At 67.8% G+C, this 23279-nt stretch carries 17 protein-coding genes and 3 tRNA genes; 12 read left to right on the top strand and 8 right to left on the bottom strand.

Translation table 11 applies throughout. From position 1 onward, the window contains the following. The 5 genes from PYV55_RS06570 to PYV55_RS06590 form a co-directional block, all read right to left on the bottom strand. The coding region (locus tag PYV55_RS06570) for a GTP-binding protein (protein WP_275849896.1) at positions 1-310 on the bottom strand (310 nt) is incomplete at both ends. Positions 311-383: 73 nt separating this feature from the next. Beyond that, positions 384-458, bottom strand: a tRNA-Thr gene (locus PYV55_RS06575). 46 nt (positions 459-504) lie between these two features. Then, positions 505-578: transfer RNA gene (locus tag PYV55_RS06580), tRNA-Gly, on the bottom strand. A gap of 65 nt (positions 579-643) precedes the next feature. After that, positions 644-729, bottom strand: a tRNA-Tyr gene (locus PYV55_RS06585). A 102-nt stretch (positions 730-831) separates the two neighbouring features. Further along, a complete protein-coding gene (locus PYV55_RS06590) occupies positions 832-3060 on the bottom strand; it encodes a malate synthase G (protein WP_275849897.1) in 2229 nt (742 codons plus the stop codon). 146 nt (positions 3061-3206) lie between these two features. On the opposite strand from PYV55_RS06590, the gene PYV55_RS06595 reads away from it, so the two are divergent. Together PYV55_RS06595 and PYV55_RS06600 are read left to right on the top strand one after the other, a co-directional pair. Next, positions 3207-4142, top strand: coding sequence for a LysR family transcriptional regulator (locus PYV55_RS06595; protein WP_275849898.1), 936 nt, complete (start codon positions 3207-3209; stop codon positions 4140-4142). Positions 4143-4185: 43 nt separating this feature from the next. Then, the gene (locus tag PYV55_RS06600; RefSeq protein ID WP_275849899.1) at positions 4186-4632 is read left to right on the top strand and encodes a DUF2214 family protein; all 447 of its coding nucleotides are present in this window, start codon (positions 4186-4188) and stop codon (positions 4630-4632) included. A 64-nt stretch (positions 4633-4696) separates the two neighbouring features. On the opposite strand, the gene PYV55_RS06605 is transcribed toward PYV55_RS06600, so the two are convergent. Continuing rightward, the gene (locus PYV55_RS06605) at positions 4697-5056 is read right to left on the bottom strand and encodes a PsiF family protein (protein WP_275849900.1); all 360 of its coding nucleotides are present in this window, start codon (positions 5054-5056) and stop codon (positions 4697-4699) included. Between the two features lie 211 nt (positions 5057-5267). Here PYV55_RS06605 and argS point away from each other — a divergent pair, with 211 nt between their 5' ends. From argS to PYV55_RS06635, 6 genes are all read left to right on the top strand, one after another. Further along, positions 5268-6965: an arginine--tRNA ligase gene (argS, locus tag PYV55_RS06610; RefSeq protein WP_275849901.1), complete on the top strand. Its 1698-nt coding sequence runs from the start codon at positions 5268-5270 to the stop codon at positions 6963-6965. 11 nt (positions 6966-6976) lie between these two features. Further along, a complete protein-coding gene (locus PYV55_RS06615) occupies positions 6977-7645 on the top strand; it encodes an SPOR domain-containing protein (protein WP_275849902.1) in 669 nt (222 codons plus the stop codon). Positions 7646-7725: 80 nt separating this feature from the next. After that, on the top strand, positions 7726-8376 hold the full coding sequence (locus PYV55_RS06620) for a thiol:disulfide interchange protein DsbA/DsbL (protein WP_275849903.1): 651 nt from the start codon (positions 7726-7728) through the stop codon (positions 8374-8376). A gap of 57 nt (positions 8377-8433) precedes the next feature. Next, positions 8434-9087, top strand: a complete 654-nt coding sequence (gene lptA / locus PYV55_RS06625; protein WP_275849904.1) for a lipopolysaccharide transport periplasmic protein LptA — start codon at positions 8434-8436, stop codon at positions 9085-9087. Further along, complete coding sequence (gene lptB, locus PYV55_RS06630) at positions 9084-9878, top strand: LPS export ABC transporter ATP-binding protein (protein ID WP_275849905.1); 795 nt, start codon at positions 9084-9086, stop codon at positions 9876-9878. Before lptA ends, lptB begins: the two co-directional genes overlap by 4 nt. 88 nt (positions 9879-9966) lie before the next feature. Continuing rightward, positions 9967-11550 carry an RNA polymerase factor sigma-54 gene (locus tag PYV55_RS06635; RefSeq protein WP_275849906.1) on the top strand — a complete coding sequence of 528 codons (1584 nt, stop codon included), beginning with the start codon at positions 9967-9969 and terminating at the stop codon, positions 11548-11550. Between the two features lie 63 nt (positions 11551-11613). Here PYV55_RS06635 and PYV55_RS06640 read toward each other — a convergent pair whose 3' ends face one another. Beyond that, complete coding sequence (locus PYV55_RS06640; RefSeq protein WP_275849907.1) at positions 11614-12429, bottom strand: carbon-nitrogen hydrolase family protein; 816 nt, start codon at positions 12427-12429, stop codon at positions 11614-11616. Further along, entirely contained in the window at positions 12426-16754 is a 4329-nt protein-coding gene (locus PYV55_RS06645) for a YhdP family protein (RefSeq protein WP_275849908.1), read from the bottom strand. Before PYV55_RS06645 ends, PYV55_RS06640 begins: the two co-directional genes overlap by 4 nt. A gap of 146 nt (positions 16755-16900) precedes the next feature. Between PYV55_RS06645 and glnE the strand changes: the two genes are divergently transcribed. The 4 genes from glnE (at position 16901) to metW (ending at position 23237) form a co-directional block, all read left to right on the top strand. Beyond that, positions 16901-19687 carry a bifunctional [glutamate--ammonia ligase]-adenylyl-L-tyrosine phosphorylase/[glutamate--ammonia-ligase] adenylyltransferase gene (gene glnE, locus PYV55_RS06650; protein ID WP_275849909.1) on the top strand — a complete coding sequence of 929 codons (2787 nt, stop codon included), beginning with the start codon at positions 16901-16903 and terminating at the stop codon, positions 19685-19687. A gap of 201 nt (positions 19688-19888) precedes the next feature. Then, positions 19889-21100, top strand: coding sequence for an HD-GYP domain-containing protein (locus tag PYV55_RS06655; RefSeq protein WP_275849910.1), 1212 nt, complete (start codon positions 19889-19891; stop codon positions 21098-21100). 428 nt (positions 21101-21528) lie between these two features. Continuing rightward, a complete protein-coding gene (metX, locus tag PYV55_RS06660; RefSeq protein ID WP_275849911.1) occupies positions 21529-22656 on the top strand; it encodes a homoserine O-succinyltransferase MetX in 1128 nt (375 codons plus the stop codon). Beyond that, entirely contained in the window at positions 22653-23237 is a 585-nt protein-coding gene (gene metW, locus PYV55_RS06665) for a methionine biosynthesis protein MetW (protein ID WP_275849912.1), read from the top strand. Before metX ends, metW begins: the two co-directional genes overlap by 4 nt. Positions 23238-23279 lie beyond the last annotated feature (42 nt).

Raw genomic sequence — 23279 nt, forward strand, 5'->3', positions numbered from 1 at the left:
GTTGAGGAAGACGATGATGTAGGGCACGCCAACCTGGCGGGCCAGCAGGATGTGCTCACGGGTCTGGGGCATGGGGCCGTCTGCGGCCGAGCACACCAGGATCGCGCCGTCCATCTGCGCCGCGCCGGTGATCATGTTTTTCACATAGTCGGCGTGGCCGGGGCAGTCCACGTGGGCGTAGTGGCGGTTGGCGGTTTCGTATTCGACGTGCGCGGTGTTGATGGTGATGCCGCGTGCCTTTTCTTCGGGCGCTGCGTCGATTTCGTCGTATTTCTTGGCTTCACCGCCAAACTTGGCCGACAGCACTGTGNCGGACTCCGAAAAATATTTGAATCAATACAACAACCGAAACTCGGCGCAACCAAACTTGGACACACCAAAAATGGTGCCCATGGCGGGAATCGGACCCGCGACCTCTCCCTTACCAAGGGAGTGCTCTACCACTGAGCCACATGGGCAAGAGCGACGCCCAAAGGCGACACTCAACACTCGCAAAACTTCCAATGGAGCGGGAGACGGGAATCGAACCCGCGTCATTAGCTTGGAAGGCTAGGGTTCTACCATTGAACTACTCCCGCACACCCTGCACACATCGCGGCAGCGCCTTTGCCTTGCGGCGCCAGCGCCACCACGCCATAGCTGGTGGTGGAGGGGACTGGATTCGAACCAGTGTAGGCGTAAGCCAACAGATTTACAGTCTGCCCCCTTTAGCCACTCGGGCACCCCTCCAAAGAGTTTTAGATTCTAGCATGATTTCGCAGACCCGCCGCTGCCACGCCGCCCGATTTTTGCTGGGCGCGCAGGGCGGGTGCGATGGAAACACGCGACCGCTCAAGCCGCCTTCACCTTGAGGCGCCAGGCGTGCAGCAGTGGCTCGGTGTAGCCGCTGGGCTGCGTGAGGCCCTGGAAAACCAGGTCGCACGCGGCCTGGTACGCCATGCTGGTGTCGAAATGGCCGGCCATGGGGCGATACAGCGGATCGCCGGCGTTTTGCCCGTCGACCACTGCGGCCATGCGCTCGAAGGTGGCGCGCACCTGCTCGCTGCCCACCACACCATGCAGCAGCCAGTTGGCCACGTGCTGGCTGCTGATGCGCAGCGTGGCACGGTCTTCCATGAGCCCGATATTGTGGATGTCGGGCACCTTGGAGCAGCCCACGCCCTGATCAACCCAGCGCACCACGTAACCCAGAATGCCCTGCAGATTGTTGTCGAGCTCTTCCTGGCGCTCCTGCGCGCTCCAGTTCGGTTGGCTTGCGACGGGCACCGTGAGCAGGCCCTGCAGCAGGCTTTCGCGCTGCGCATCGGCGTCGATGCGCTCGAGCTCCTGCTGCACCTGCGCGACGTTGACCTGGTGGTAGTGCAACGCGTGCAGCGTGGCCGCAGTGGGATTGGGCACCCAGGCGGTGTTGGCGCCAGCCTTGGGGTGGGCGATTTTTTGCTCGAGCATCGCCGCCATGAGGTCGGGCGCAGCCCACATGCCCTTGCCGATCTGCGCCTTGCCGCGCAGCCCACAGCCCAGGCCCACGAGCACGTTGCTCTTCTCATACGCCTGGATCCAGGCGGTGTTTTTCATGTCGCCCTTGCGGATCATGGGGCCGGCGTGCATGGCGGTGTGCATCTCGTCGCCCGTGCGGTCGAGGAAGCCCGTGTTGATAAAGGCCACGCGGCTCGCGGCGGCGGCAATGCAGGCCTTGAGGTTCACGCTCGTGCGGCGCTCCTCGTCCATGATGCCGAGCTTCACGGTGCTGTCGGGCAGCCCCAGCACTTGCTCGACGCGGCCGAACAATTCCGCAGCGAAGGCCACTTCGGCCGGACCGTGCATCTTGGGCTTGACGATATACACCGAGCCCGCGCGCGAGTTGCGCAGCGCCTCGCCCGAAGACAGCTTGCCGTGGCCTTGCAGGTCGTGCAACGCGATCGTGGTGGTGACGACGGCGTCCATGATGCCTTCGGGAATCTCCTTGACCGTGCCGTCGGCCGCGGTGTAGAGGATAGCCGGGTTGGTCATCAAATGACCCACGTTGCGCACGAACAGCAGCGAGCGCCCGTGCAGGCGCAGCGTCCCTTGACCATCAGGTGCGGTGTAGCTGCGGTCGGGATTGAGGCCGCGCGTGAGGGTCTTGCCGTTTTTCTCGAACGCTTCAGTGAGCGTGCCGCGCAGGATGCCCAGCCAGTTGCTGTAGCCCAGCAGCTTGTCTTCGGCATCGACGGCGGCCACCGAGTCTTCGAGGTCGAGAATGGTGGAGAGCGCGGCTTCGAGCACCACGTCGCTCACGCCCGCGGCGTCGCTCTGGCCTATGGGCGTGTTGCGGTTGATCTGGATCTCGATGTGCAGGCCGTGGTGGCGCAGCAGCACGGCGCTGGGCTGGGCCGCGTCACCGCGGTAGCCGACGAACTGTGCGGCGTCTTGGAGCCCCGTGCTGGCGCCGCCTTGCAGCGCCACGGCCAGGCGCGCGCCTTCCACGCGGTAGGCCGTGGCCTCGCTGTGCGCGCCCTTCGCCAGCGGCGCAAATTCGTCGAGCAGGCGGCGCACGTAGGCGATCACCTTGGCGCCGCGCACGGGGTTGTAGGCCTTGCCATCGGGCGTGCGCTTGGTCGCGCCGTCGGTTTCGGGCAGCACGTCGGTGCCGTAGAGCGCGTCGTACAGGCTCCCCCAGCGCGCATTGGCGGCGTTGAGTGCGTAGCGTGCGTTCAAAATCGGCACGACGAGCTGCGGGCCGGCCTGCGCGGCGAGCTCGGCATCGACGTTTGCCGTGGTCGCCTGCACCTGCGCGGGCTGCGGCACGAGGTAGCCGATGCGTTCGAGAAAGGCGCGGTACGCGGCCATGTCCTGGATGGGGCCGGGGTGGGCCTTGTGCCAGGCATCGAGTTCGGCCTGCAGGCGGTCGCGCTCGGCCAGCAAAGCGATGTTTTTGGGCGCCAGGTCGGCCACGATGGCATCGAGGCCGCGCCAGAACGCGGCACTCTCGACGCCGGTACCGGGCAGCACCTGCTGCTCGATGAAGTCGTACAAGATGGTGGCCACCTGCAAGCGGTGGACGGTAGTGCGTGCGGTCATCGGGGGTTCCTCTCTGCCAAAGGGAGCAAAACACGGGCGCGCGCTGCGCGGCGTGCGAAAGTGGGGCACTGTATTCGATTTGTCTGCGCGCATAAATCCCCGGAAAATATCGAAACCTGCAACTTTTTTGCAAAAGTGAAAAGTGGATGGACAAGCTCAAGGCGTTTGCCTCCTTCGTCGCCGTGGCCACGCGCGGCAGCCTGAGCGCCGCAGCGCGCGCTGAGGGCGTGGCGCCCGCGCTGATCGGGCGGCGCATCGACGCGCTCGAGGCGCACCTGGGCGTCAAACTGCTCGTGCGCACCACGCGGCGCATCAGCCTCACGCACGAGGGCAGCGCCTTTCTCGAAGACTGCCAGCGCCTGCTCGCCGACGTGGCCCATGCCGAGGCCAGCGTGTCGGCGGGCGGCTTGCGCGCGGCAGGGCATGTGCGCATCACGGCGCCCGCGGGCTTCGGGCGCCGCCACGTCGCGCCGCTGCTGCCGCCATTTCGCGCCGCGCACCCCGAGGTGACGATGTCGCTGTCGCTCAGCGACCGCGTGCTCGATCTGGCTGCCGAGGGCTTCGACTGCGCGGTGCGCGTGGGCGACTTGCCGGACTCGTCGCTCGTGAGCATCCGCCTGGCCGAAAACCGGCGCCTGTGCGTGGCCACGCCCGAGTACCTGCAGCGTCGCGGCACGCCGCAGCACCCAAGCGAACTGGCGGCGCACGATTGCCTGGCGCTTTCGAGTGCGGCGGCGCAGACGCGCGGCTGGGCGTTTCGCATGCCGGCGTCCAATGGTGGTGGTGGTGGTGGTGAAATCGTGCACGTCAAACCCACCGGACCGCTCGACTGTTCCGACGGCCAGGTGCTGCACGACTGGTGCCTCGCGGGCCACGGCATCGCCTGGCGCAGCACCTGGGAAGTGGCCGCCGACATCGTCGCGGGCCGGCTCGTCGAGGTGCTGGCTGCGTACGCCGCACCACCCAACGGTATTTACGCGGTGTTTTTGCAACGCAAGCACCTGCCACTGCGTCTGCGCTTGTGGATAGACTTCCTCAAGCACAATTACGCCCAGCCGGGGTTCTTCGGGCAGGCTGTCTGAAGACTCCATCCCTTGGGCTTTTTTCTCTGAAAGGGCATCCGCCATGACCCTCGAAGCATTGCTGGCCGCCGTGCACCTGGTGGCCGTGCTGACCTTGACGGTGTTCCTCTCGGGCCAGGCGGCGCTGTGCCGCATCGAATGGCTCAACGCCGCCGTGGTGCAGCGCCTGAACCGACTGAACCTGATCTACATCGTGTGCCTGCTCGTGGTGCTGGTCTCGGGGCTCGCGCGTGTGTTCTGGGGCATCAAGGGGGCGGCCTGGTACGCGCCGCAGCCGCTCTTGCACCTCAAGGTGACGCTGTTCGTGCTCATGGCGGCATTGCATGTAGCGCCCACGCTGGCCTTGCGCCGCTGGCAGCGCACGCTGCAATCGACCGGCGCGCTGCCCAATGCCGACGCAGTGCGCACGGTGCGCCGGCTCATCATGCTGGAGTCGCACCTGCTGCCCGCGCTTGCCGTGATCGCCGTGTTCTGGGCGCGCGGTTGGTAAAACGGACGGCCTCCAAAAAACCAAAGGCCGACGCAGGCCGGCCTTTTCATTCACAAGCGCAGGCTCATTTCTTGAGGCATTCGCTCATGAAGGCCTTGCGCTCGTCGCCTTTCTTGCCCTTGGCTTCGGCGCTGCAAACCTTCATCTTTTCCTGCTGGGATTGGGGTGCGGCGGCTTGACTGGCTGCAGCGGCGGGTGCGGCGGCAGGCTTGTTGCTCAGACACCCTTTCATGAAGGCTTTGCGCTCATCACCCTTCTTGCCTTTGGCCTGGGCGTTGCAAGTCTTCATTTTTTCCTGCTGCGCAGTAGGGGCAGCGGCGGGCTTGCTCGCCGCACCGGCCGCGGCGCTGGCACTGTCGGCAGCGTGGGCAGTGCCCATCGCCAGGGCCAGGGCCAGCGCGGTCATGGAAAGAAGCTGTTTCATGTGGTTCTCCTGAAAGAGTAGATAAAGGAGTCAACAGGGCACGACACCCCGGCCCGCATTGCACCACAGCCCCGGCGCGCCCACAACGTCCCGCAGCGCTCCGCCCTGCCCGCGCGTGCTGCAAACGCCACAGCGGCGCGCTGGCCAGAATCCGCGGCGGCACGGGCAACCGCGCCTGCCGTCGCGCCAGAGCGCCCCGTAGAATCGCGCGATGCTTTCCGTCAAACAAGAATTGCTCGCCGACCTGGCGGCTGTGCTCGAACAACTTTCCCCCGGTGCCGGCGCCAAGGCGGCCTTCGAATCGCCCAAGGTGGCCGCGCACGGCGACCTCGCCTGCACCGCCGCGCTGCAACTGGCCAAGCCGCTGCAGCTCAATCCGCGCCAGGTCGCGGAAAAACTGCGCGCGGCGCTGCTCGCCGCGCCCGCCTTCCAGCGCTGGGTGGGCAGCCTGGAGATCGCCGGGCCCGGCTTCATCAACCTGCGCCTGTTGCCCGCCGCACACCAGCAGGTGGTGCGCGAAGTGCTGACCACCGGTGCGCGCTACGGCTTTCAGCCCGCGCACGGCGGCCGCGTGATCGTCGAATTTGTTTCGGCCAACCCCACGGGACCGTTGCACGTGGGCCACGGGCGCCAGGCGGCCCTAGGCGATGCGCTGTGCCACCTGTTCGCCTCGCAGGGCTGGAGCGTGCACCGCGAGTTTTATTACAACGACGCGGGGGTGCAAATTCAGACGCTCGCGCGCAGCGTGCAGTTGCGCGCCAAAGGCTTCAAGCCCGGCGACCCGTGCTGGCCCACCGGCCCGGACAACCCCGAGAGCAAAAATTTTTACAACGGCGACTACATCCAGGACATCGCCGACGCCTTTCTCACCCGGCAAACCGTGCAGGCCGACGACTGCGCCTTCAGCGCGAGCGGCAACGTCGAAGACATCGAATCGATCCGCCACTTCGCCGTGGCCTACCTGCGCCACGAGCAGGACAAAGACCTGCGCGCTTTCGACCTGAAGTTCGACCAGTATTACCTCGAGTCCAGCCTCTATACCAGCGGCCGCGTCGAGCAAACCGTGCAGCGCCTGATCGCCAAGGGCAAGACCTATGAGCAAGACGGCGCGCTGTGGCTCAAGACCACCGAGTACGGCGACGACAAAGACCGCGTCATGCGCAAGCAAGACGGCAGTTACACCTACTTCGTGCCCGACGTGGCCTACCACGTGACCAAGTGGGAGCGCGGCTTCACCAAGGCCGTGAACGTGCAGGGCACAGACCACCACGGCACCATCGCGCGCGTGCGCGCCGGACTGCAGGCGCTCGAGGTCGGCATCCCGACCAGCTACCCTGACTACGTGCTGCACACCATGGTGCGCGTGGTCAAGGGCGGGCAGGAGGTAAAAATCAGCAAGCGCGCGGGCAGCTACGTCACGCTGCGTGACCTGATCGAGTGGACGAGCAAGGACGCGGTGCGCTTTTTCCTGCTCAGCCGCAAACCCGACACCGAATACACCTTCGACGTCGATCTGGCCGTGGCGCAGAACAACGACAACCCGGTGTATTACGTGCAATACGCCCATGCACGCATCTGCTCGGTGCTCGCCGCCTGGGGTGGTGACGTGACCACGCTCGCGCAGGCCGATCTGTCGCCCCTGCAAGGCCGCGAGGCGCAGGCGCTGATGCTGCAATTGGCCAAATACCCCGACATGCTCAGCGCCGCCACGCACAGCGAGGCGCCGCACGACGTGAGCTTTTACCTGCGCGACCTGGCCGCGAGCTACCACAGCTACTACGACGCCGAGCGCATCCTCGTCGAAGACGAAGCCGTCAAGCGCGCCCGCCTGGCACTCGTCGCCGCCACGGCGCAGGTATTGCACAATGGCCTCGCGGTGCTCGGCGTCTCGGCGCCACAAAGAATGTAGGCAGGCAAAACATGCACAAACCACAACGCGGCGGCACCATCGTCGGCTTCATCATCGGCCTGGTCGTGGGCCTGGGCATTGCCCTGGTCGTGGCCGTTTATGTGACCAAGGTACCCGTGCCCTTCATGAACAAGGGCGTCATCCGCTCGCCGGGACAGGACGCGCAGGAAGACCAGAAAAACAAAAACTGGGACCCGAACGCGCCGCTCTACGGCAAGAACCCGGCGCCGCTCACGCAGCCGTCCGCGCAAGCCGCCTCTACGCCAGCCGCCACGGCCGCGCCTGCGCCGAGCGATGCAGAGACCACCGTTTCCAGCGCCAAACCCGCCGCCAGCAAGCCCGGCACCAGCAAACCGAGCACCGACAAAGCCGAGGCCAAAGCCGGCTCCGCCGACCCCTTGGGCGAGCTTGCTGCGGCCCGCGCCGCGGCTGCGGACAGCGGCGCCTTCGACTACTTCGTGCAGGCCGGCGCTTTCCGCTCCCAGGCAGAAGCCGACGCCCAGCGCGCCAAACTCGCCATGCTGGGCTGGGAGGCGCGAGTGAGCGAACGCGAGCAAAGCGGCCGCACGGTGTTCCGCGTGCGCGTGGGGCCTTTTGCCAAACGCGACGATGCCGAGGACCTCAAGGGCAAACTGGCCGCGGCCGGCGTGGACTCGGCGCTGGTGCGCGTGCAGCACTGAACCTGCGCAGCGCCAGAACCTTGTGCCGATTCCGCGCTCATAGACTTTCCCCCATTGACACCGACTGGAGCGACTTCACCATGCAACGCCGCGCGTTTTCGCTGTCCACAGCATCCACCCTGGCATTCACCCTCATGGGGCCGCTGGCCCCTTCGGCCCGGGCGCAAAACACCTTCAGGGAGGGCAAGGATTACCTCAAGCTCGCCAAGCCCGTGCCCACGGATGCGCCCGCGGGCAAGGTCGAGGTGCTCGAATTCTTCTGGTACAGCTGCCCGCACTGCCACGCCTTCGAGCCGGCCTTCGAAGCCTGGCTCAAGAGCGCGCCCAAGTTTCTCAGCGTGCGGCGCGTGCCCGTGGCCTTCAATGCGAGCTTCGTGCCGCAGCAAAAGCTGTACTACGCGCTCGAAGGAATGGGCAAGCTAGACGCCCTGCATGCCAAGGTATTTCAGGCGGTCCATGTGGAGCGCAAGCCGCTCAACAAGGACGAGGACATCTTCGCCTGGATCGCCCAGCAGGGCGTGGACGCGGCCAAGTTCAAGGAGATGTACCAGTCTTTCGGCGTCTCCAACCAGGTGCGCCGCGCCACGCAGCTGCAGGATGCCTACGGCGTCGAAGGCGTGCCCTCCATGGGCATTGCGGGGCGCTACTACACCGACGGCACCATGGCCGGCAGCATGCAGACCGTGCTCAAAATCGTCGAACACCTTGCCGCGCAGGCACGCCAGGGCTGAAATTCCGCTCAGCGGGAAGACCGGGCTACAATGCAAAAAAGCAAGATCCATGCCTTTATGAAATACCGGCTCCCCTCCCTTCTTTTGCTGAGTGCCGCCACGGCTTTTTCGGGCGTGGCCCTGGCCGAAAAAGCCGACCGCAGCAAGCCCATGAACATCGAGGCCGACGCGCTGCGCCACGACGAGCTCAAGCAAACCAGCGTGTTCACCGGCCATGTGGTCGTGACCAAGGGCACCATGGTGCTGCGCGGCGCACAGGTTGATGTGCGCCAGGACGCCGACGGCTACCAGTATGGCGTGGCCACGGCAGAGTCTGGCAAGCGCGCCTTTTTCCGCCAAAAGCGCGACACGCCGCCGGGCGCACCCGATGAATTCATCGAAGGCGAAGGCGAAGTCATCGAATACGATGGCCGCAACGACACCGTGCGCTTCATCCGCCGCGCCGAACTGCGCCGCTACCGCAACGCCACGCTGAGCGACGAGGTGTCGGGCGCGGTCATCGTCTACAACAACCTCACCGACCTGTTCACCGTCGATGGGCAGCCCAGGACGGCCAACCGCCCCGCAGGCGCTGCGCCGGCCGCGGGCGGGCGCGTGCGCGCCATGCTCTCGCCCAAGGAGCCCCCTGCGAAGGAGCCCCCTGCAGCTGTGCCCGCAAAACCCGCCAGCGCGCCGGCCCTGCGCCCCAGCCAGACCCTGGAAAACCCATGACCGCGGCAGTGCGCGATGCCGACCTGGCCAAGCCGCAGCAAGCCCAGCCTGGCGGCTTTCTGGAAGTGCGGCACCTCGAAAAAACCTACGGCAGCCGCAAGGTCGTCAAGGACGTTTCCTTGCGCGTGGACAAGGGCGAGGTCGTCGGGCTGCTGGGCCCCAACGGCGCGGGCAAGACCACGTCGTTTTACATGATCGTGGGGCTGGTGCGCTGCGACGGCGGCGACATCCGCATCGACGACCACTCGATCGCGCACATGCCCATCCACCAGCGCTCGCGCCTGGGTCTGTCGTACCTGCCGCAAGAGGCTTCGATCTTCCGCAAGCTCAGCGTCGAAGAAAACGTGCGCGCCGTGCTCGAGCTACAGCGCGGCCCCGACGGACGCCCGCTCTCCGCCGCGACCATCCAGGAGCGCCTCGACCGGCTGCTGCAGGAGTTGCGCGTGGACCATCTGCGCGACGCGCCCGCGCCCTCGCTCTCGGGCGGCGAGCGCCGCCGCGTGGAGATCGCCCGCGCACTGGCCACGCAACCGCGCTTCATCCTGCTCGACGAGCCCTTTGCCGGCATAGACCCAATCGCGGTGATCGAAATCCAGCGCATCATCGGCTTTCTCAAGGGACGCGGCATCGGCGTGCTCATCACCGACCACAACGTGCGCGAAACGCTGGGCATCTGCGACCACGCCTGCATCATCAGCGATGGGCAGGTGCTGGCCCAGGGCACGCCGTCCGAAATCGTCGACAACGCCGAGGTGCGGCGCGTGTACCTCGGCGAACATTTCCGCATGTGACCGCCATGCTCGCGCCCTTCGCACCGCCCTTCGCACCGCCCTTCACACCGCCGGCCACCACCGCGTGCAATGCGCCGGATACTGCGCCATGAAGCCCGGCCTTTCCCTGCGCCTTTCGCAGCACCTTGCCCTCACCCCCCAACTGCAACAATCGATCCGCCTGCTGCAGCTGTCCACGCTCGAACTCGCGCAGGAAGTCGAGCAGATGCTCGACGAAAACCCCTTCCTCGAACGCCTCGTGGAAGACGAACCACCCACCCCGCAAGCCGGTGAGCCGCCGCCCGAAGCGCCCGCCCCAGAGTTCGATGCGCCCTTTGAAGATGCTACGCTTTCAGAAGCTAAAAGCGATGATTTCACGGCGACTGATGGGCAAAATGATGTGGAAATCTCGGGCGAAGCCGGGACGCTGGACTGGCAAGGCGAGGATTCCGAGGGCGCCGAGCCGACCGCCAACGACTCAGACTGGGGCGGCGACGCGCCCGCGCGCAAGCAAAACAGCGATGGCGACGAAACCGACGCCATCGACCTGGCCCGCGCGCAGGAATCCCTGACCGACTTTTTGCACCGCCAGGCACGCGCGCTGCGCCTGTCCGAGCTCGACCAGGCGGCGCTGTATTTCCTCATCGAGTCCCTCAACGACGACGGGTATCTGGAAGACTCGCTGGAAGAACTCGCGGCAGCCCTGGCCGGCGCGGATGCCGTCGAAGACATTGAAGAACTGCTGCAGCGCTTCAACGTGGCCTTGCGGCTGCTGCAAAGCCTGGAGCCCGTGGGCGTGGGCGCGCGCAGCCTGGCCGAGGCGCTCACGCTGCAACTCAAGGCCTTGCAGCAGGAAGGCGCTGCGGATGCGGACACCGTGCACACCGCGCTGGGCATCTGCGCGCAGCCCCTGGAACTGCTGGCCAAGCGCGACGTGCGCCGCTTGGCGCAAGCCTGCGCCAGCAGCGAGGAATCCACCCGCGCCGCCATGGCCCTGATCACGCGGCTCGAGCCGCGACCGGGCCGGCGCTTTGCCAACGTGGAGCGCAACCTGGTCATCCCGGACGTGATCGTGCGCAAAATTGCAGGCCGCGGCCACGACGGCGGCGCGCAGTTCAGCGTGCAGCTCAATCCCGACGTGATGCCGCGCCTGCGCGTGCACGAGCTCTACGCCGGCGCCCTGCGCGAGCACAAAGGCGACGAAAACCACCAGGGCCTGCAGCAGCGCCTGCAGGAGGCGCGCTGGTTCATCAAGAACATCCAGCAGCGCTTCGACACCATCTTGCGCGTCTCACGTGCCATCGTGGAGCGGCAGAAAGCGTTTTTCGTGCACGGCGAAATCGCCATGCGCCCGCTCGTGCTGCGCGACATCGCCGACGAACTGGGGCTGCACGAGTCCACCATCAGCCGCGTGACCACGGCCAAATACATGGCCACCCCGCAGGGCACGTTCGAGCTCAAATACTTCTTCGGCTCCGGCCTGGGCACCGAAACCGGCGGCAACGCCTCGAGCACCGCGGTGCGGGCGCTGATCAAGCAGTTCGTCGCGGCCGAAGACCCCGCCAAACCCCTGTCCGACAGCCAACTCGCCGAAATGCTCAAGGAGCAAGGCATAGAGTGCGCGCGCCGCACCGTGGCCAAATACCGCGAAGCCCTCAAAATCGCCCCGACCAACCTGCGCAAGGCGCTGTGATCCGGGTTTTGCCCCAGGGCGAGCCGCTGCTGCGCGGCACCCTCGCATGCAAAGGTGTGGAGCTCAAAGCACGCGGTGTTCCAGCGCCGGCAGCTGCGCGCGTACTTCCTGCAGGCGCTGCGCGCTGAGCTCGCCCAGCACCACGCCGGGCCCCTGCGCGAGCGCGCCGAGCACGCTGCCCCACGGATCTATGAGCATGCTGTGGCCCCAGGTGCGGCGGCCGTTTTCGTGCTGTCCACCTTGTGCGGGCGCGAGCACGTAGGCCAGGTTCTCGATCGCGCGGGCGCGCAGCAGAATCTCCCAGTGCGCCTCACCCGTGGTGTAGGTGAAGGCGCTGGGCACGAGCAGCAGGTCGGCGCCGGCGCGCGCATGGGCGCGGTACAGCTCGGGAAAGCGCAGGTCGTAGCACACGCTCAGGCCCACGCGCCAGCGCGCGCCCGAACGCGCCCTGAGCTCGAACTGCACCGGCTCGGTGCCGGCTTCTATGGTGCGGCTTTCGTCGTAGTGCTCGCGGCAGTTGGCGAAGCGAAAGAGGTGGATCTTGTCGTAGCGCGCCACGCAATGCCCCGCCGGGTCGTAGACCAGCGTGCTGTTGCGCACGTGCTCGGCGTCGCTCGCAAAAAGCGGCAGCGTGCCGCCCACGATCCACAGCTGCAGCTCGCGTGCGCAGCGCGCGAGAAACTCCTGTATCGGGCCGTCGCCCGGCGTTTCGCGCAGCAGCAGCTTGTCGCTGTCGCGCCGGCCCATGGCGCAGAAGTATTCGGGCAGCACGGCGAGCTCTGCGCCTTGCGCCGCGGCCTGTTCGAGCAGGCTGCGCGCGGCGGCTAGGTTGCCCGGGCAGTCGATGCCAGAGACCATCTGGATGGCGGCGATTTTCATGAGGGCTCTCCTTTCGCGGAATGGGGCTGAGAAGCGGGGGTGGGCGCCGCGGGCGTGTCCGCAGCGGCGGGCTGCGCGGGCACGGTCGCCTCTGCGGGTGGTGCCGTGGGTGCGGGTTCGCGCGAGGGCTTGTCGCGCGCCGTGGTGGCAACGCGCTCCACATGCGGATCGGCCCAGGGGCCGTCGATGTGGAATTCGCGCGTGGTTCTTTCCGTCAAGGGGCCGCGCAGCACCATCTGCGCGAGAAAGCTGCCCAGGCCGACCACGGGGTTGATGGCCGTGGCCACGAGCGAGGCCGTCATGGCGTTGAGCTCGGGCACCACGACCACGTGCAAGTCCTGCGTCTCGTGGTTCATGTCGGCGCTGCCCTCCATAAGCACGGCGGCGTTCACACCCTTCATCTGCAGGTTGTTGGTGCTGGCCACGCCGCGCTCTATGCGCACGTCGCCACGCACGAAGTCGAACGCAAAACCCTCGCTGAACACATCGCGAAAATCCAGCGTCAGGCGCCGCGGCAGCGCCTGCAGGCTCAGCACGCCGAGCAGCTTGGCCAGCCCCGGGTCGGCCTGCAGAAACTGGCCGGACTGCACATCCAGATGCAGCTGGCCGCTCATGCTGCGGTAGTCGGGGTTCATGGGCGCGCCCGTCCAGGCAACCTGGCCTTCCATCACCCCCTTGCCGCGCCGCACCACGTGCTCCATGCCAAAGCGCGCGAGCAGCTCGCCGGCGTTGCGGATGTCGAGGCGAAAGTTCAGCGCCGTGCGCCGCTGCCGGCTGGCACTGGCGGCAACGCTGGAATTGCCGGCATTGGCCCCCCCCAGCAGCGCCCAGTTACCGCTGGCCGTGAGGCTGGCCTCGGGGGCGGTGATGTTGAACTTGGCCAGGCGCCACTCGCGCGCGGCGCCATCGCCGCCACGGTTGTGGGCCTCGACCTCCACGCGGCCTAGCTTGCGCCCGCGCAGCTCGAAGTCTTCGACGACCACGTCGAGCGCGGGCAGGCTGCTGGGCTGCTCGGCGAACAGCTCTTCGATCTGCGCGGCCTGGCTAGGCGGCAGCCGCATGCGCGCAAGCCGGGCGTAGAGCTGACCGGTGCCGCCATCGCGTGCGCCCTCGCGTGCACTGGCAGGACGGTATTCGGCGTAGCCCTCGAGCTCGTCAGCGCTCGCGTTGGCGCGCCAGACGCCGCCTTCGCGCGTGCCGGCGAGCAACGCCTGGTGCAGCGTGCGCCCCTGCGCACTGAGTTCCCGCGTGCGCAGCGCAAACCGCGTGGGTAAATAGTCGGCCGGGGTGTCTGCGGCCGGCAAACCGGTGCCCGGACTGCCCGGGCTGGCTTGGCTGTCGGGGGGCGTGCCGGCAGCGCTCGCACCCAGCGGCTCCAGCACCGCGGCCCAGGCGTCGATATCCAGCCTGTCGGCTTGCACCAGGGCCTGCACTCCATCGGCCGGCAAGGGCAGGCTCTCGCCAGCCGCGAGCCCGAGCGCGATGGCGCCGCGCAGCACGCGCGTGCGCCCGGCGCGCAGTTCGCGCTGCCAGGTGGCCGTGCCCACGCTGCCCAGTTCTACCGTGAGCTGGTCGCGCAGCACCGGTGCCACCCCGCCAGCGGGCGTTGCCTCGGCTTCGCGCAGCAAGCGGTTTTCGTAGCGCAGCGGCAGGCTGGTCTGCGCGGCTTTGGCCAGCGGCGCGGGCAGCGCCAGGGCCAGGCCTTGCAAGTTGCTGCTCAGCAGCAGTTCGGGCACACCGCGGCGCACGTTCAGGTTCAGGCTATAGGCGGCGCTGCCGCTCGCGTGGCGCGCGAGCTGCGCCACCCAGCCGAGCTCGCGCGCCTGCTGCAGGCCCAGCGCCGTGGCCGTGCCCTGTGCGCGCAATTGGATGGGGGATTCGCCTGCAGCATTCGGCGCAGGGCGCATGCCGCCTTCGAGGCGCACATCGCCCCCCAGGGCGCGCGCCTGCACGCCCGCCAGGCTAAAGCCGGTTTCGCTGAACTGCACCTTGCCCTGGGTGCGCGCAAGCAGGGGCGTGTCGGGCGTGATGCGCAGCTCGTTGCCCGCAAACGCGAGGCTGCCCTGCACCTTGGACTGTTCGATGCGGCTGATGGGCAATTGCAGATGCAGCTGCAGGCCGGCATTGCCCGTGCCGCCGGCCTGGTCGAGCGCGTTGCCCGTCAGGCGCGCCAGCGGCGAGCTGCGCACGAGCTGCAGCAGCTGCGGCAGCGGCAGCGGCCCCTGCGCGTCGGCACTTACGCTGACCACGGTGTGGTCCAGGTCGGGGATGCGCGCCTCGACCTTGGACAGGCGCAGGCCGGGCAGGCCCGCAAAGCTCGCGCTCGCGCTGCGCACGCTCATGCTGGCGCGGTCGAACACCAGCTCGCCGCTCAGATCGGTCAGCGCCGGCCAGGGCAAGCTGGCGGGCGGCGTGGTGGGCACGTAGGCGTAGGTGGCGTTCGTCACGTGCGCAGTGACGCGAAAGTCGCCCTGCCGCGGGTCGCTGAAGGGCAGCTGGCGCAGGTCGCCACGCACGCGGAACTGCACCCGGCTGACCTGGCCCGCGCGCACGGCGTCGCGCACGTAGTGGCGCGTCTCTTCGGGCAGGCCCAGGGGCAGGTAGCGCCACACGCGCGCGCCGTCGGCGCGGGCCAGGCTGCCCGTGAGGTCGAGCACGCCCGGAAAACGCCCTTCCCCGGCCTGCGCCGCAAGCCCAGGCGCTGCTTCGCGCGTATGCCAGCTGGCCTGCGCCTCGCCCTGCAGGTCGGCATTGGCAAAGCGCAGCTTGCGCGCCTGTACGGCGATGCGCGGTGCCTGCGCCGCTGCGGGCTTTTGCCCTTTTGCCGGCACTGGCTGGACTTGCCATTGCACTTCGGCGTCCAGGTAGTCGAGCGGCACCTGCGGCTCTTCGAAAACGCCGGGCAATACCAGCGCCCCGCCGCGGATCGCCAGCGCGGCCTTGCCGCCGTCCTGGTTCAGGTCCAGCTCCACCGCTGCGCCGCGCACGCCGGGCACGCCAGCCTGCGCGCCCGGTGCGGCGCTGCCTTGGTCGCCGCCGGCAGCGAACGCCAGCCCCTGCACCTTGCCGCGCAGCTGGTACTGCGTGGGCGCGGCCAGCGGCCCGCGCCAGCTCGCCTGCAGGCTTTCCACCAGGCCTTGCGGCTGGTAGCTTTGCAGCGCTGCGCGCGCGCCGGCGTCGAGCGGCAGGCGCATGCCGATTTGCGCGAGCGCCGCAAGGTCCAGCCGCTCGGCCTGCAGCTGCGTGTATTCGGGCACACGGTCCGTGGCCGCGGTACGCTGCAGGCGCAGGTTGCCGCCGGGCCAGGCGAGGCCGTCGCCCGTACGAAAGCGCAGCCCTTCGGTGAACAGGGTGTAACCGCCCGCAAGGCGCTGCCCGCCTATGCGCCCGCCCAGCGAGACAAAGGCCAGCGGTTGCAGCTCGGGCGCGAGCGTGGTGTGCACCTCGGTCAAGGCCAGGTCGGCCACGCCGCCCACCAGGATGGCACGATCGATGTCGGCCCATACCCGCATGCTGCCTGCCCCTTTAGCTACTTCTACAGGAGCATCCGAAAGCACCTGCGCGCGCAGCTGCGCCAGATCGACGTGCGCAAAATCGGCGAACAACTGCCCGCTCCAGTGCTGCCACTGCCCGTCGCGCGGGTGCAGCAGCGGGGCGCGCATGCGCGCCATGAGCGTGAAGCGCGAGCCCCAGGCCGACGGCGGCGTGGCGTCCACGCGCAGGTTGTGCTGCCAGCCGTGGTTGCGCAGCAGTACGTCAACCTGGCGCAGCTCCAGCGGCGCGGGCGCCGCGTGCTGCTCGTCGAACCAGCGCACGGTGCCGCCGCGGATGAGCACCTCGGCCTGGGCGAAAAACCAGTCGGCAAAGGGGCTGTCGCCACCGCCTTGCGCCAGCGCGATGCCACCGATCAGGATGCGGCCGTCCGCCGTGCGGCGCAGGTCGAGCTGCGGGCGCTCGAGGTAGAGCTGCTCGAAGCCGCGCGTGAGCAAGGCGCGCGGCGACAATGCCAACACCACACGCGGCAGCTGCAGCGCAGGCCGGCCTTGCGCGTCGAGCAGCGCCACCTCGCTCAGCTCGAAGGAAGGAATCAGCCCCGTCGAGCGCCCCGTGATCGCACCAATGCGCACAGGCACCCCCACGATGCGCGTGGCCTGCGCCTCCAGGGACGCGCGAAAGTCCCCGATGCGCGGCACAATCCAGCCATGCAAACCCGCCCACACGATGGCCAGCAACAGCCAGAACGCCAGCAACAGGCCCAGCGTCCAGCGCGCGCTGGCGGCGACGATGCGAATAAGGCGCGTGGGGCGTGCGGCGGCGGCGGTCATTGGCGGGCGTAAAGTGGCCGAAATTATGACCCGCAGGACCGGCGTGCTCCTTGGTGCGAAACCTTCGCCTCGTGTGTTTTTGTTTCGCTGGCAAACCGTCTTTGTGCCCGCTCTTTCCCCTCTCCCTCTCGAACGCCGCGTTCGCCATGTCCACGTCCTCCTCGCTCAGCCCTGACATCGCCGCGCCCACTGCTGGCTTGGCGCAGCACTCGCGTTTTTTCCAGCGTCTGCAGCGGCGCTATGCACAGGACTTGGCGCTGCTGCCCCCCGGCGCGCCGTGCCACGCAACGCTGGCACCCGCCTTCGCGGCGCTGCAAGCGCGCGGCTACGACGTGGGCACGGCCTTGCGCGTGCTGCGCCAGCTGGTCATGGAGCGGCTGATCCGCCTCGACTGCGAGGCCCAGGCGCCGCTGTCCGTCGTCACGCGTGCCACCACGGAACTCGCCGAGTTCGCCCTCGACCGCGCCTGCCAGCATGCCTGCGCAGAACTCGACGAGCGCCATGGCCGGCCGCTGGGCACCGATGACGGACCCGAAGCCGCCGCAGTTCCGCTATGGATCGTCGGCATGGGCAAGCTCGGCGCGCGCGAGCTAAACGTCTCGAGCGACATCGACCTGATCTACGTCTATGCGCAGGACGGCGAAACCGCGGGCAACGCCGAAGGGCGCAACCGCACCTCGAACCACGAGTATTTCGCGCGCGCGGTCAAGGCGATCTACCAGCTGGTCGGCGAGCCCACCGAGCACGGCTTTGTGTTCCGCGTCGATCTGGCCTTGCGCCCCAACGGCAACTCCGGCCCGCCCGCAGTCTCGCTCGCCGCGCTCGAAGAATACCTGCAGGTGCAGGGGCGCGAATGGGAGCGCTTTGCCTGGCTCAAAAGCCGCGTCGTGGCGCCGCGCACCAGCCTGGCCTGCCCCGAACTGCGCGAGCTGCGCAGCGTGGTGCTGCCCTTCGTGTTCCGGCGCTATCTCGACTACAACGTGTTCGAATCCCTGCGCACGCTGCACCGCCAGATCCGCGACCACGCCACGCGGCGCAGCGCCGGCCGCCCCGAGCGCGCCAACGACGTGAAGCTCTCGCGCGGCGGCATCCGTGAGATCGAGTTCATCGTGCAATTGCTGCAGGTGGTGCGCGGCGGCCAGTTTCCCGAACTGCGCCGGCGCGCCACGCTCGAAGCCCTGCCGCGCCTGGCCCAGGCCGGGCTGATGCCACAGACCACGGCAGAGGCGCTTGCGCAGGCCTACGTGTTCCTGCGCCGCGTCGAGCATCGCATCCAGTACCTCGACGACCAGCAGACGCACCTGCTGCCCACCCGCGACGATGACCTGGCCTGGATCGCGCAGACCATGGGCTACGGCGATTGCTGTGCTTTTCTGCACGCGCTCGACGCGCACCGGGAACTCGTCGCGCAGGAATTCGACCACCTGCTCGGCGGCGACGAGGAGGCCGCGGGCAAGCGCGCGTGCAACGGTGGCAGCTGCGGCGCAGGCAACGGCAAGGCGCCGCCACCGCCCGACCTCGAGGGCCTGCTCGAACAGCTGCCCGCCGCGCTGCGCGAGCGCGTGGCGCAGTGGCGCACGCTGCCGCGCATCGCGGCCCTGCGCGACGAAGCGCGCACGCGCCTGTTCCGGCTCGTGCTGCGCACCGCGCAATGGCTCACCGAAGGCCGCACCAGCGCCCAGGCCGCCGTGCGCATGATCGACTGGCTCGAACCACTGCTGCGCCGCGAGAGCTACCTTGCGCTGCTGCTCGAGCGCCCCGCCGTGCACGAGCAGCTGCTGCACCTGCTGGGCGCGGCGCGCTGGCTCGCGCGCTATCTGCAGCAGCACCCGGGCGTGATCGACGAGCTCGCGTCCGAAGCGCTGCTCGCCGAGCGCTTCGTGCCCGCCGACTTCGAGCGCGAGCTCGCGCTGCGCCGCGCCGCACTGCAATCCACGGGCGAGGACGACGACGAATCCCTGCTCAACCTGCTGCGCCGCGCGCACCACGCCGAAACCTTTCGCATCCTCGCGCGCGACGTGGAAGGCCGCATCACCGTGGAGCAAGTGGCCGACGACCTCAGCGCGCTCGCCGACAGCGTGCTGCGCGTCACCTCGGACTGGTGCTGGAGCCGCCTCAAAAACCGCCACCGCGAGCTGCCGCGGTTCGGCATCATCGGCTACGGCAAGCTCGGCGGCAAAGAGCTGGGCTACGGCAGCGACCTGGACATCGTGTTCGTGTTCGACGACGAGGACGAACGCGCGCCCGAGGTCTATACCGCCTTCGTGCGCAAGCTCATCAACTGGCTCACCGTGAAAACCGGCGAGGGCGATCTGTTCGAGATCGACACCGCGCTGCGCCCCAACGGCAACTCGGGCCTGCTGGTCACAAGCTTCAAAGCCTACGCCGACTACCAGCAGCAGCGCGGCAGCAACACCGCCTGGACCTGGGAACACCAGGCCATGACGCGCGCGCGCTTCGTGCTCGGCAGCGAAGACCTGCGCGCGCGCTTCGACGCCGTGCGCCGCGCCGTGCTCACCGCCCCGCGCGACGCCCAGGCGCTGCGCCAGGAGATCGTCGCCATGCGTGCGCGCGTACGCGCCGCGCAGCGCGTGCCGGCAGACCAGTTCGACGTCAAGCACAGCCCCGGCGGCATGCTCGATGCCGAATTCGCCGTGCAATACCTCGTGCTCGCGCACGCCGCGGCCCATCCCGCGCTGATAGACAACGTGGGCAACATTGCCTTGCTGCAGCGCGCCGAACAGGCCGGTCTGCTGCCCGCTGGCGTGGGGCATACCGCCGCCGACGCCTACCGCGAACTGCGCCGCCTGCAGCACCGCGCGCGGCTCGACGAAGCCCCGGCGCAGTGCGCCCCCGCCGCGATGCAGGCGCAGTGCGACGCCATCCTCGCGCTGTGGCACGCGGTGTTCGAGGCTGGCGAGGAAAGGGCTTGAGACGCACCCAACAATTTGGGGTCAAATTGCCCTTTGAGGCTTATTTGGCAAGCACAAGGCGCTACGAAAAACATACTACATGCGCTTCGTGAATACAGGCATGGCCCTCGCCGTGCGGTCGATGAAGTCCGCGAAATAGCCCGCGCCTCACGGCCCTTTGCCGCCTTTGCATCAGACGGCAGTGCGAAATAATCCACGCCGATGAAACTCGTTGCCCTCGCTCCTGAAGCGATCCCCCTCGGCCGGCCCTTGCCTTTTGCGCTGCGCGGGCAGGACGGCGTTTTGCTCGCGCAAAAAGGCTACGTGATCGGCCACCAGGAGGAGCTACGGCGCATTCTTGCCCTCGGTGTGAACCTCTGGCTGGACGTGGACGAATCCCGGGAAGCCCGCCAGGCCTATCTCGGGCACCTGAACAAAATGCTGCTGTCCGGCCATGCGCTCGGCACCATCGCAGCGGCACCGGTCGGCCCCGAGGGCTTTGCCAGCCCAGCACGCGCGGACGATGAGCGCCCCGCTGATTGGCCCGACCTGCAACTGCGCGCCACGCGGCTGCTGGCCGCACCCCTGGCGGAGAATTTTGGTGACCGCTTCAAGCACCTGCACGACACACTGGTACGCAGCTGCATCCAGGCGCCGGACGCCACGCTGTTCGCGCTCATCTACCTGTCGGCGCAAGAAACGGCGACGTACAGCGCCACGCATGCGATGCTGGTGGCCTGCACCTGCATGATCGTCGCGCATGAGGTGCTGCGCTGGCCCGACGTGCGCATGCTGCAAGTGGGCCGCGCCGCGCTGACCATGAACATCGCGATGACCACGCTGCAAGACCAACTGGCGCAGCAGACCGAGCCGCTCAGCGCCGCGCAGATCGCCGCCATCGCCGACCACCCGGAGCGCTCCGCAGCCCTGCTGCGCCAGCTGGGCGTGGCCGACCCGGTCTGGCTCGAGGCCGTGCGCTGCCACCACCAGCATTTCGAGGGGCCGCTGGAATCAGCGCCCGAGGCGCAGCAACTCGCCCGCCTGGTCCAGCGCGCAGACCAGTTTGCTGCGCGCATCGCCCCGCGGGCAACCCGCGCGCCCATGGACGTGGCGGCCGCCATGCGCGCGAGCTACTTCGACACCACGCGCCAGCCCGATGCGATCGGCGCGGCCATCATCAAGGCGCTGGGCATTTATCCGCCCGGCACTTTCGTGCGCCTGGCGAGCGGAGAAATCGCCGTGGCACTGCGCCGCGGCGCCAGCGCCAACACCCCGCCCGTGGCCGTGGTGCTCAAGCGCGACGGCTTGCCCCCGGGCGAGCCGATCCCGCGCGACAGCGCCCAGCCCGAATGGAAAATCCTCGCGTCCGTGGCGCAAAAATCCGTGCGCGCCCAACTGCCGCTGGCGGCCTTGCTGGCGCTGGTCAGACGTTGAGTTTGGGTTGATCCCAGATTGTCCATTAGGCGGCGCTTCGCGCCTACGCGGGCGCTGGCGGACGTCTGACGGTCATTTTGACCGCAGCTTCGTCGTTCATGGCACCGGCCATGCACTCCTCAGCCGCGACCAAACTGCCTCGCCAGCCGCCTCGCCATCATCCCGCGTCCTAATGAACAATCTGGGTTGATCCAAGATTGTTTTTTGGGTCTGGGCAAGGCGCAAACTGCAGCGATACCGGGTGGTATCGCGAGGATTTGCAACGGGGCCCGCGCACTGACGCAGGCAAGGCACGGCACCGCAGGGCTTTTGGTATATATTTGCCGCCAGCGCTGATTTGCCCCCGCTTGCGAGCGCTCTACAAATGCTGCTAAAGACTCGTCCGACCTTCCCGACCCGGCCCTGTTTTTAGCGCAGCCGGGTTTTTTATGTCGTTCATCGCCACGCCCCAGACCATGCACTTTCCGGACGTGCTGCCCTTGCAAAGCGGCGCGTCCATCCGCGACTACCACCTCGCCTACGAGACCTACGGCACGCTCGATGCCGCGCGCTCCAACGCCGTGCTGGTGTGCCACGCACTCAACGCCTCGCACCACGTCGCGGGCGTGTACGAAGGGCAGCCGAACAGCGAAGGCTGGTGGGACAACATGGTCGGGCCGGGCAAGCCCGTCGATACGAACCGCTTTTTCGTGATCGGCGTGAACAACCTCGGCTCGTGCTTCGGCTCCACCGGCCCCATGCACCGCAACCCCGACACGGGCCGCATCTACGGCGCGGATTTTCCTGTGGTCACCGTGGAGGACTGGGTGAACGCGCAGGCGCGGCTGCTCGAGCGCCTGGGCATTGAACGGCTCGCGGCCGTGCTCGGCGGCAGCCTGGGCGGCATGCAGGCGCTGTCGTGGTCGCTGCAATACCCCGAGCGCGTGCGCCACGCCGTGGTGGTGGCGAGCGCGCCCAACCTCACCGCAGAAAACATCGCCTTCAACGAAGTCGCGCGCCGCGCCATCGTCACCGATCCGGACTTTCACGGCGGCCACTTTTACCAGTACGGCGTGGTGCCCAAGCGCGGCCTGCGCATCGCACGCATGATCGGCCACATCACCTATCTTTCGGACGACGTGATGAACGCCAAGTTCGGGCGCCAGCTGCGCGACCGGCTCGAACCCAAATACAGCACGCAGGACATCGAATTCCAAATCGAGAGCTACCTGCGCCACCAGGCCGACAAGTTCAGCGAATACTTCGACGCCAACACCTATTTGCTGATCACGCGCGCGCTCGACTACTTCGACCCGGCGCGCCGCCTCGGCGGCAACCTGAGCCTGGCCCTCGCACCCGCGACGGCCAGGTTTTTGCTCGTGAGCTTCAAGACCGACTGGCGCTTTGCCCCCGCGCGCAGCCGCGAGATCGTCAAGGCTTTGCTCGACAACAAGCGCAGCCTGAGCTACGCCGAGATCGACGCGCCCCACGGGCATGATGCCTTTTTGCTCGATGACGCCCGCTACATGAGCGTAATGCGCTCTTATTTCGATAGTATTGCGAAGGAGCTTGCATGAGCGCGCAGGCCACCATGGAAGCAATCGCCTGCCTGGTGCCGCAGGGCGCGCGCGTGCTTGATCTGGGCTGCGGTGGCGGCGCCCTGCTCTCGTACCTGCAGCGCGAGCGCGGCTGCAGCGGCTACGGCGTAGAGATCGCCGACGCCAACGTGCTCGCCTGCGTGCAGCGCGGCGTCGATGTGATCCAGCTCAACCTCGACGAAGGGCTGTCGATGTTCGGCGACCGTTCGTTCGACGTGGTGCTGCAGATCGACACCTTGCAGCACCTGCGCAACGCCGAGGTCATGCTGCGCGAAACCGCGCGCGTGGGGCGCACGGGCATCGTCGCCTTCCCCAACTTTGCGCACTGGCCGAACCGCCTGTCGGTGCTGCGCGGGCGCATGCCCGTGACGCGCCACCTGCCTTACCAGTGGTACGACACGCCCAACATCCGCGTGGGCACCTACGCCGACTTCGAGGTGCTCGCGCGCAAGAACCGTCTGCGCATCCTGGATTCCTTCGGCCTGCAGGACGGGCGCATCGTGCGCTTTCTGCCCAACGCGCGCGCGGGCACGGCGGTGTTCCACTTCGAGGGCGCGTAGCCGACGGGCGACGGGCGCCCGCGCGCTGCGGCGCAGCTTCGC

The sequence above is a fragment of the Extensimonas soli genome (genome assembly GCF_029211265.1).
Classification (GTDB): domain Bacteria; phylum Pseudomonadota; class Gammaproteobacteria; order Burkholderiales; family Burkholderiaceae_C; genus Extensimonas; species Extensimonas soli.

Coding starts and splice junctions, on each gene's coding strand:
- PYV55_RS06640 (WP_275849907.1), bottom strand. CDS start 12,429: ATGAAAATCGCCGCCATCCAGATGGTCTCTGGCATCGACTGCCCGGGC.
- PYV55_RS06620 (WP_275849903.1), top strand. CDS start 7,726: ATGCAACGCCGCGCGTTTTCGCTGTCCACAGCATCCACCCTGGCATTC.
- lptB (WP_275849905.1), top strand. CDS start 9,084: ATGACCGCGGCAGTGCGCGATGCCGACCTGGCCAAGCCGCAGCAAGCC.
- PYV55_RS06645 (WP_275849908.1), bottom strand. CDS start 16,754: ATGACCGCCGCCGCCGCACGCCCCACGCGCCTTATTCGCATCGTCGCC.
- PYV55_RS06595 (WP_275849898.1), top strand. CDS start 3,207: ATGGACAAGCTCAAGGCGTTTGCCTCCTTCGTCGCCGTGGCCACGCGC.
- metW (WP_275849912.1), top strand. CDS start 22,653: ATGAGCGCGCAGGCCACCATGGAAGCAATCGCCTGCCTGGTGCCGCAG.
- PYV55_RS06600 (WP_275849899.1), top strand. CDS start 4,186: ATGACCCTCGAAGCATTGCTGGCCGCCGTGCACCTGGTGGCCGTGCTG.
- PYV55_RS06605 (WP_275849900.1), bottom strand. CDS start 5,056: ATGAAACAGCTTCTTTCCATGACCGCGCTGGCCCTGGCCCTGGCGATG.
- metX (WP_275849911.1), top strand. CDS start 21,529: ATGTCGTTCATCGCCACGCCCCAGACCATGCACTTTCCGGACGTGCTG.
- glnE (WP_275849909.1), top strand. CDS start 16,901: ATGTCCACGTCCTCCTCGCTCAGCCCTGACATCGCCGCGCCCACTGCT.
- argS (WP_275849901.1), top strand. CDS start 5,268: ATGCTTTCCGTCAAACAAGAATTGCTCGCCGACCTGGCGGCTGTGCTC.
- lptA (WP_275849904.1), top strand. CDS start 8,434: ATGAAATACCGGCTCCCCTCCCTTCTTTTGCTGAGTGCCGCCACGGCT.
- PYV55_RS06655 (WP_275849910.1), top strand. CDS start 19,889: ATGAAACTCGTTGCCCTCGCTCCTGAAGCGATCCCCCTCGGCCGGCCC.
- PYV55_RS06590 (WP_275849897.1), bottom strand. CDS start 3,060: ATGACCGCACGCACTACCGTCCACCGCTTGCAGGTGGCCACCATCTTG.
- PYV55_RS06615 (WP_275849902.1), top strand. CDS start 6,977: ATGCACAAACCACAACGCGGCGGCACCATCGTCGGCTTCATCATCGGC.
- PYV55_RS06635 (WP_275849906.1), top strand. CDS start 9,967: ATGAAGCCCGGCCTTTCCCTGCGCCTTTCGCAGCACCTTGCCCTCACC.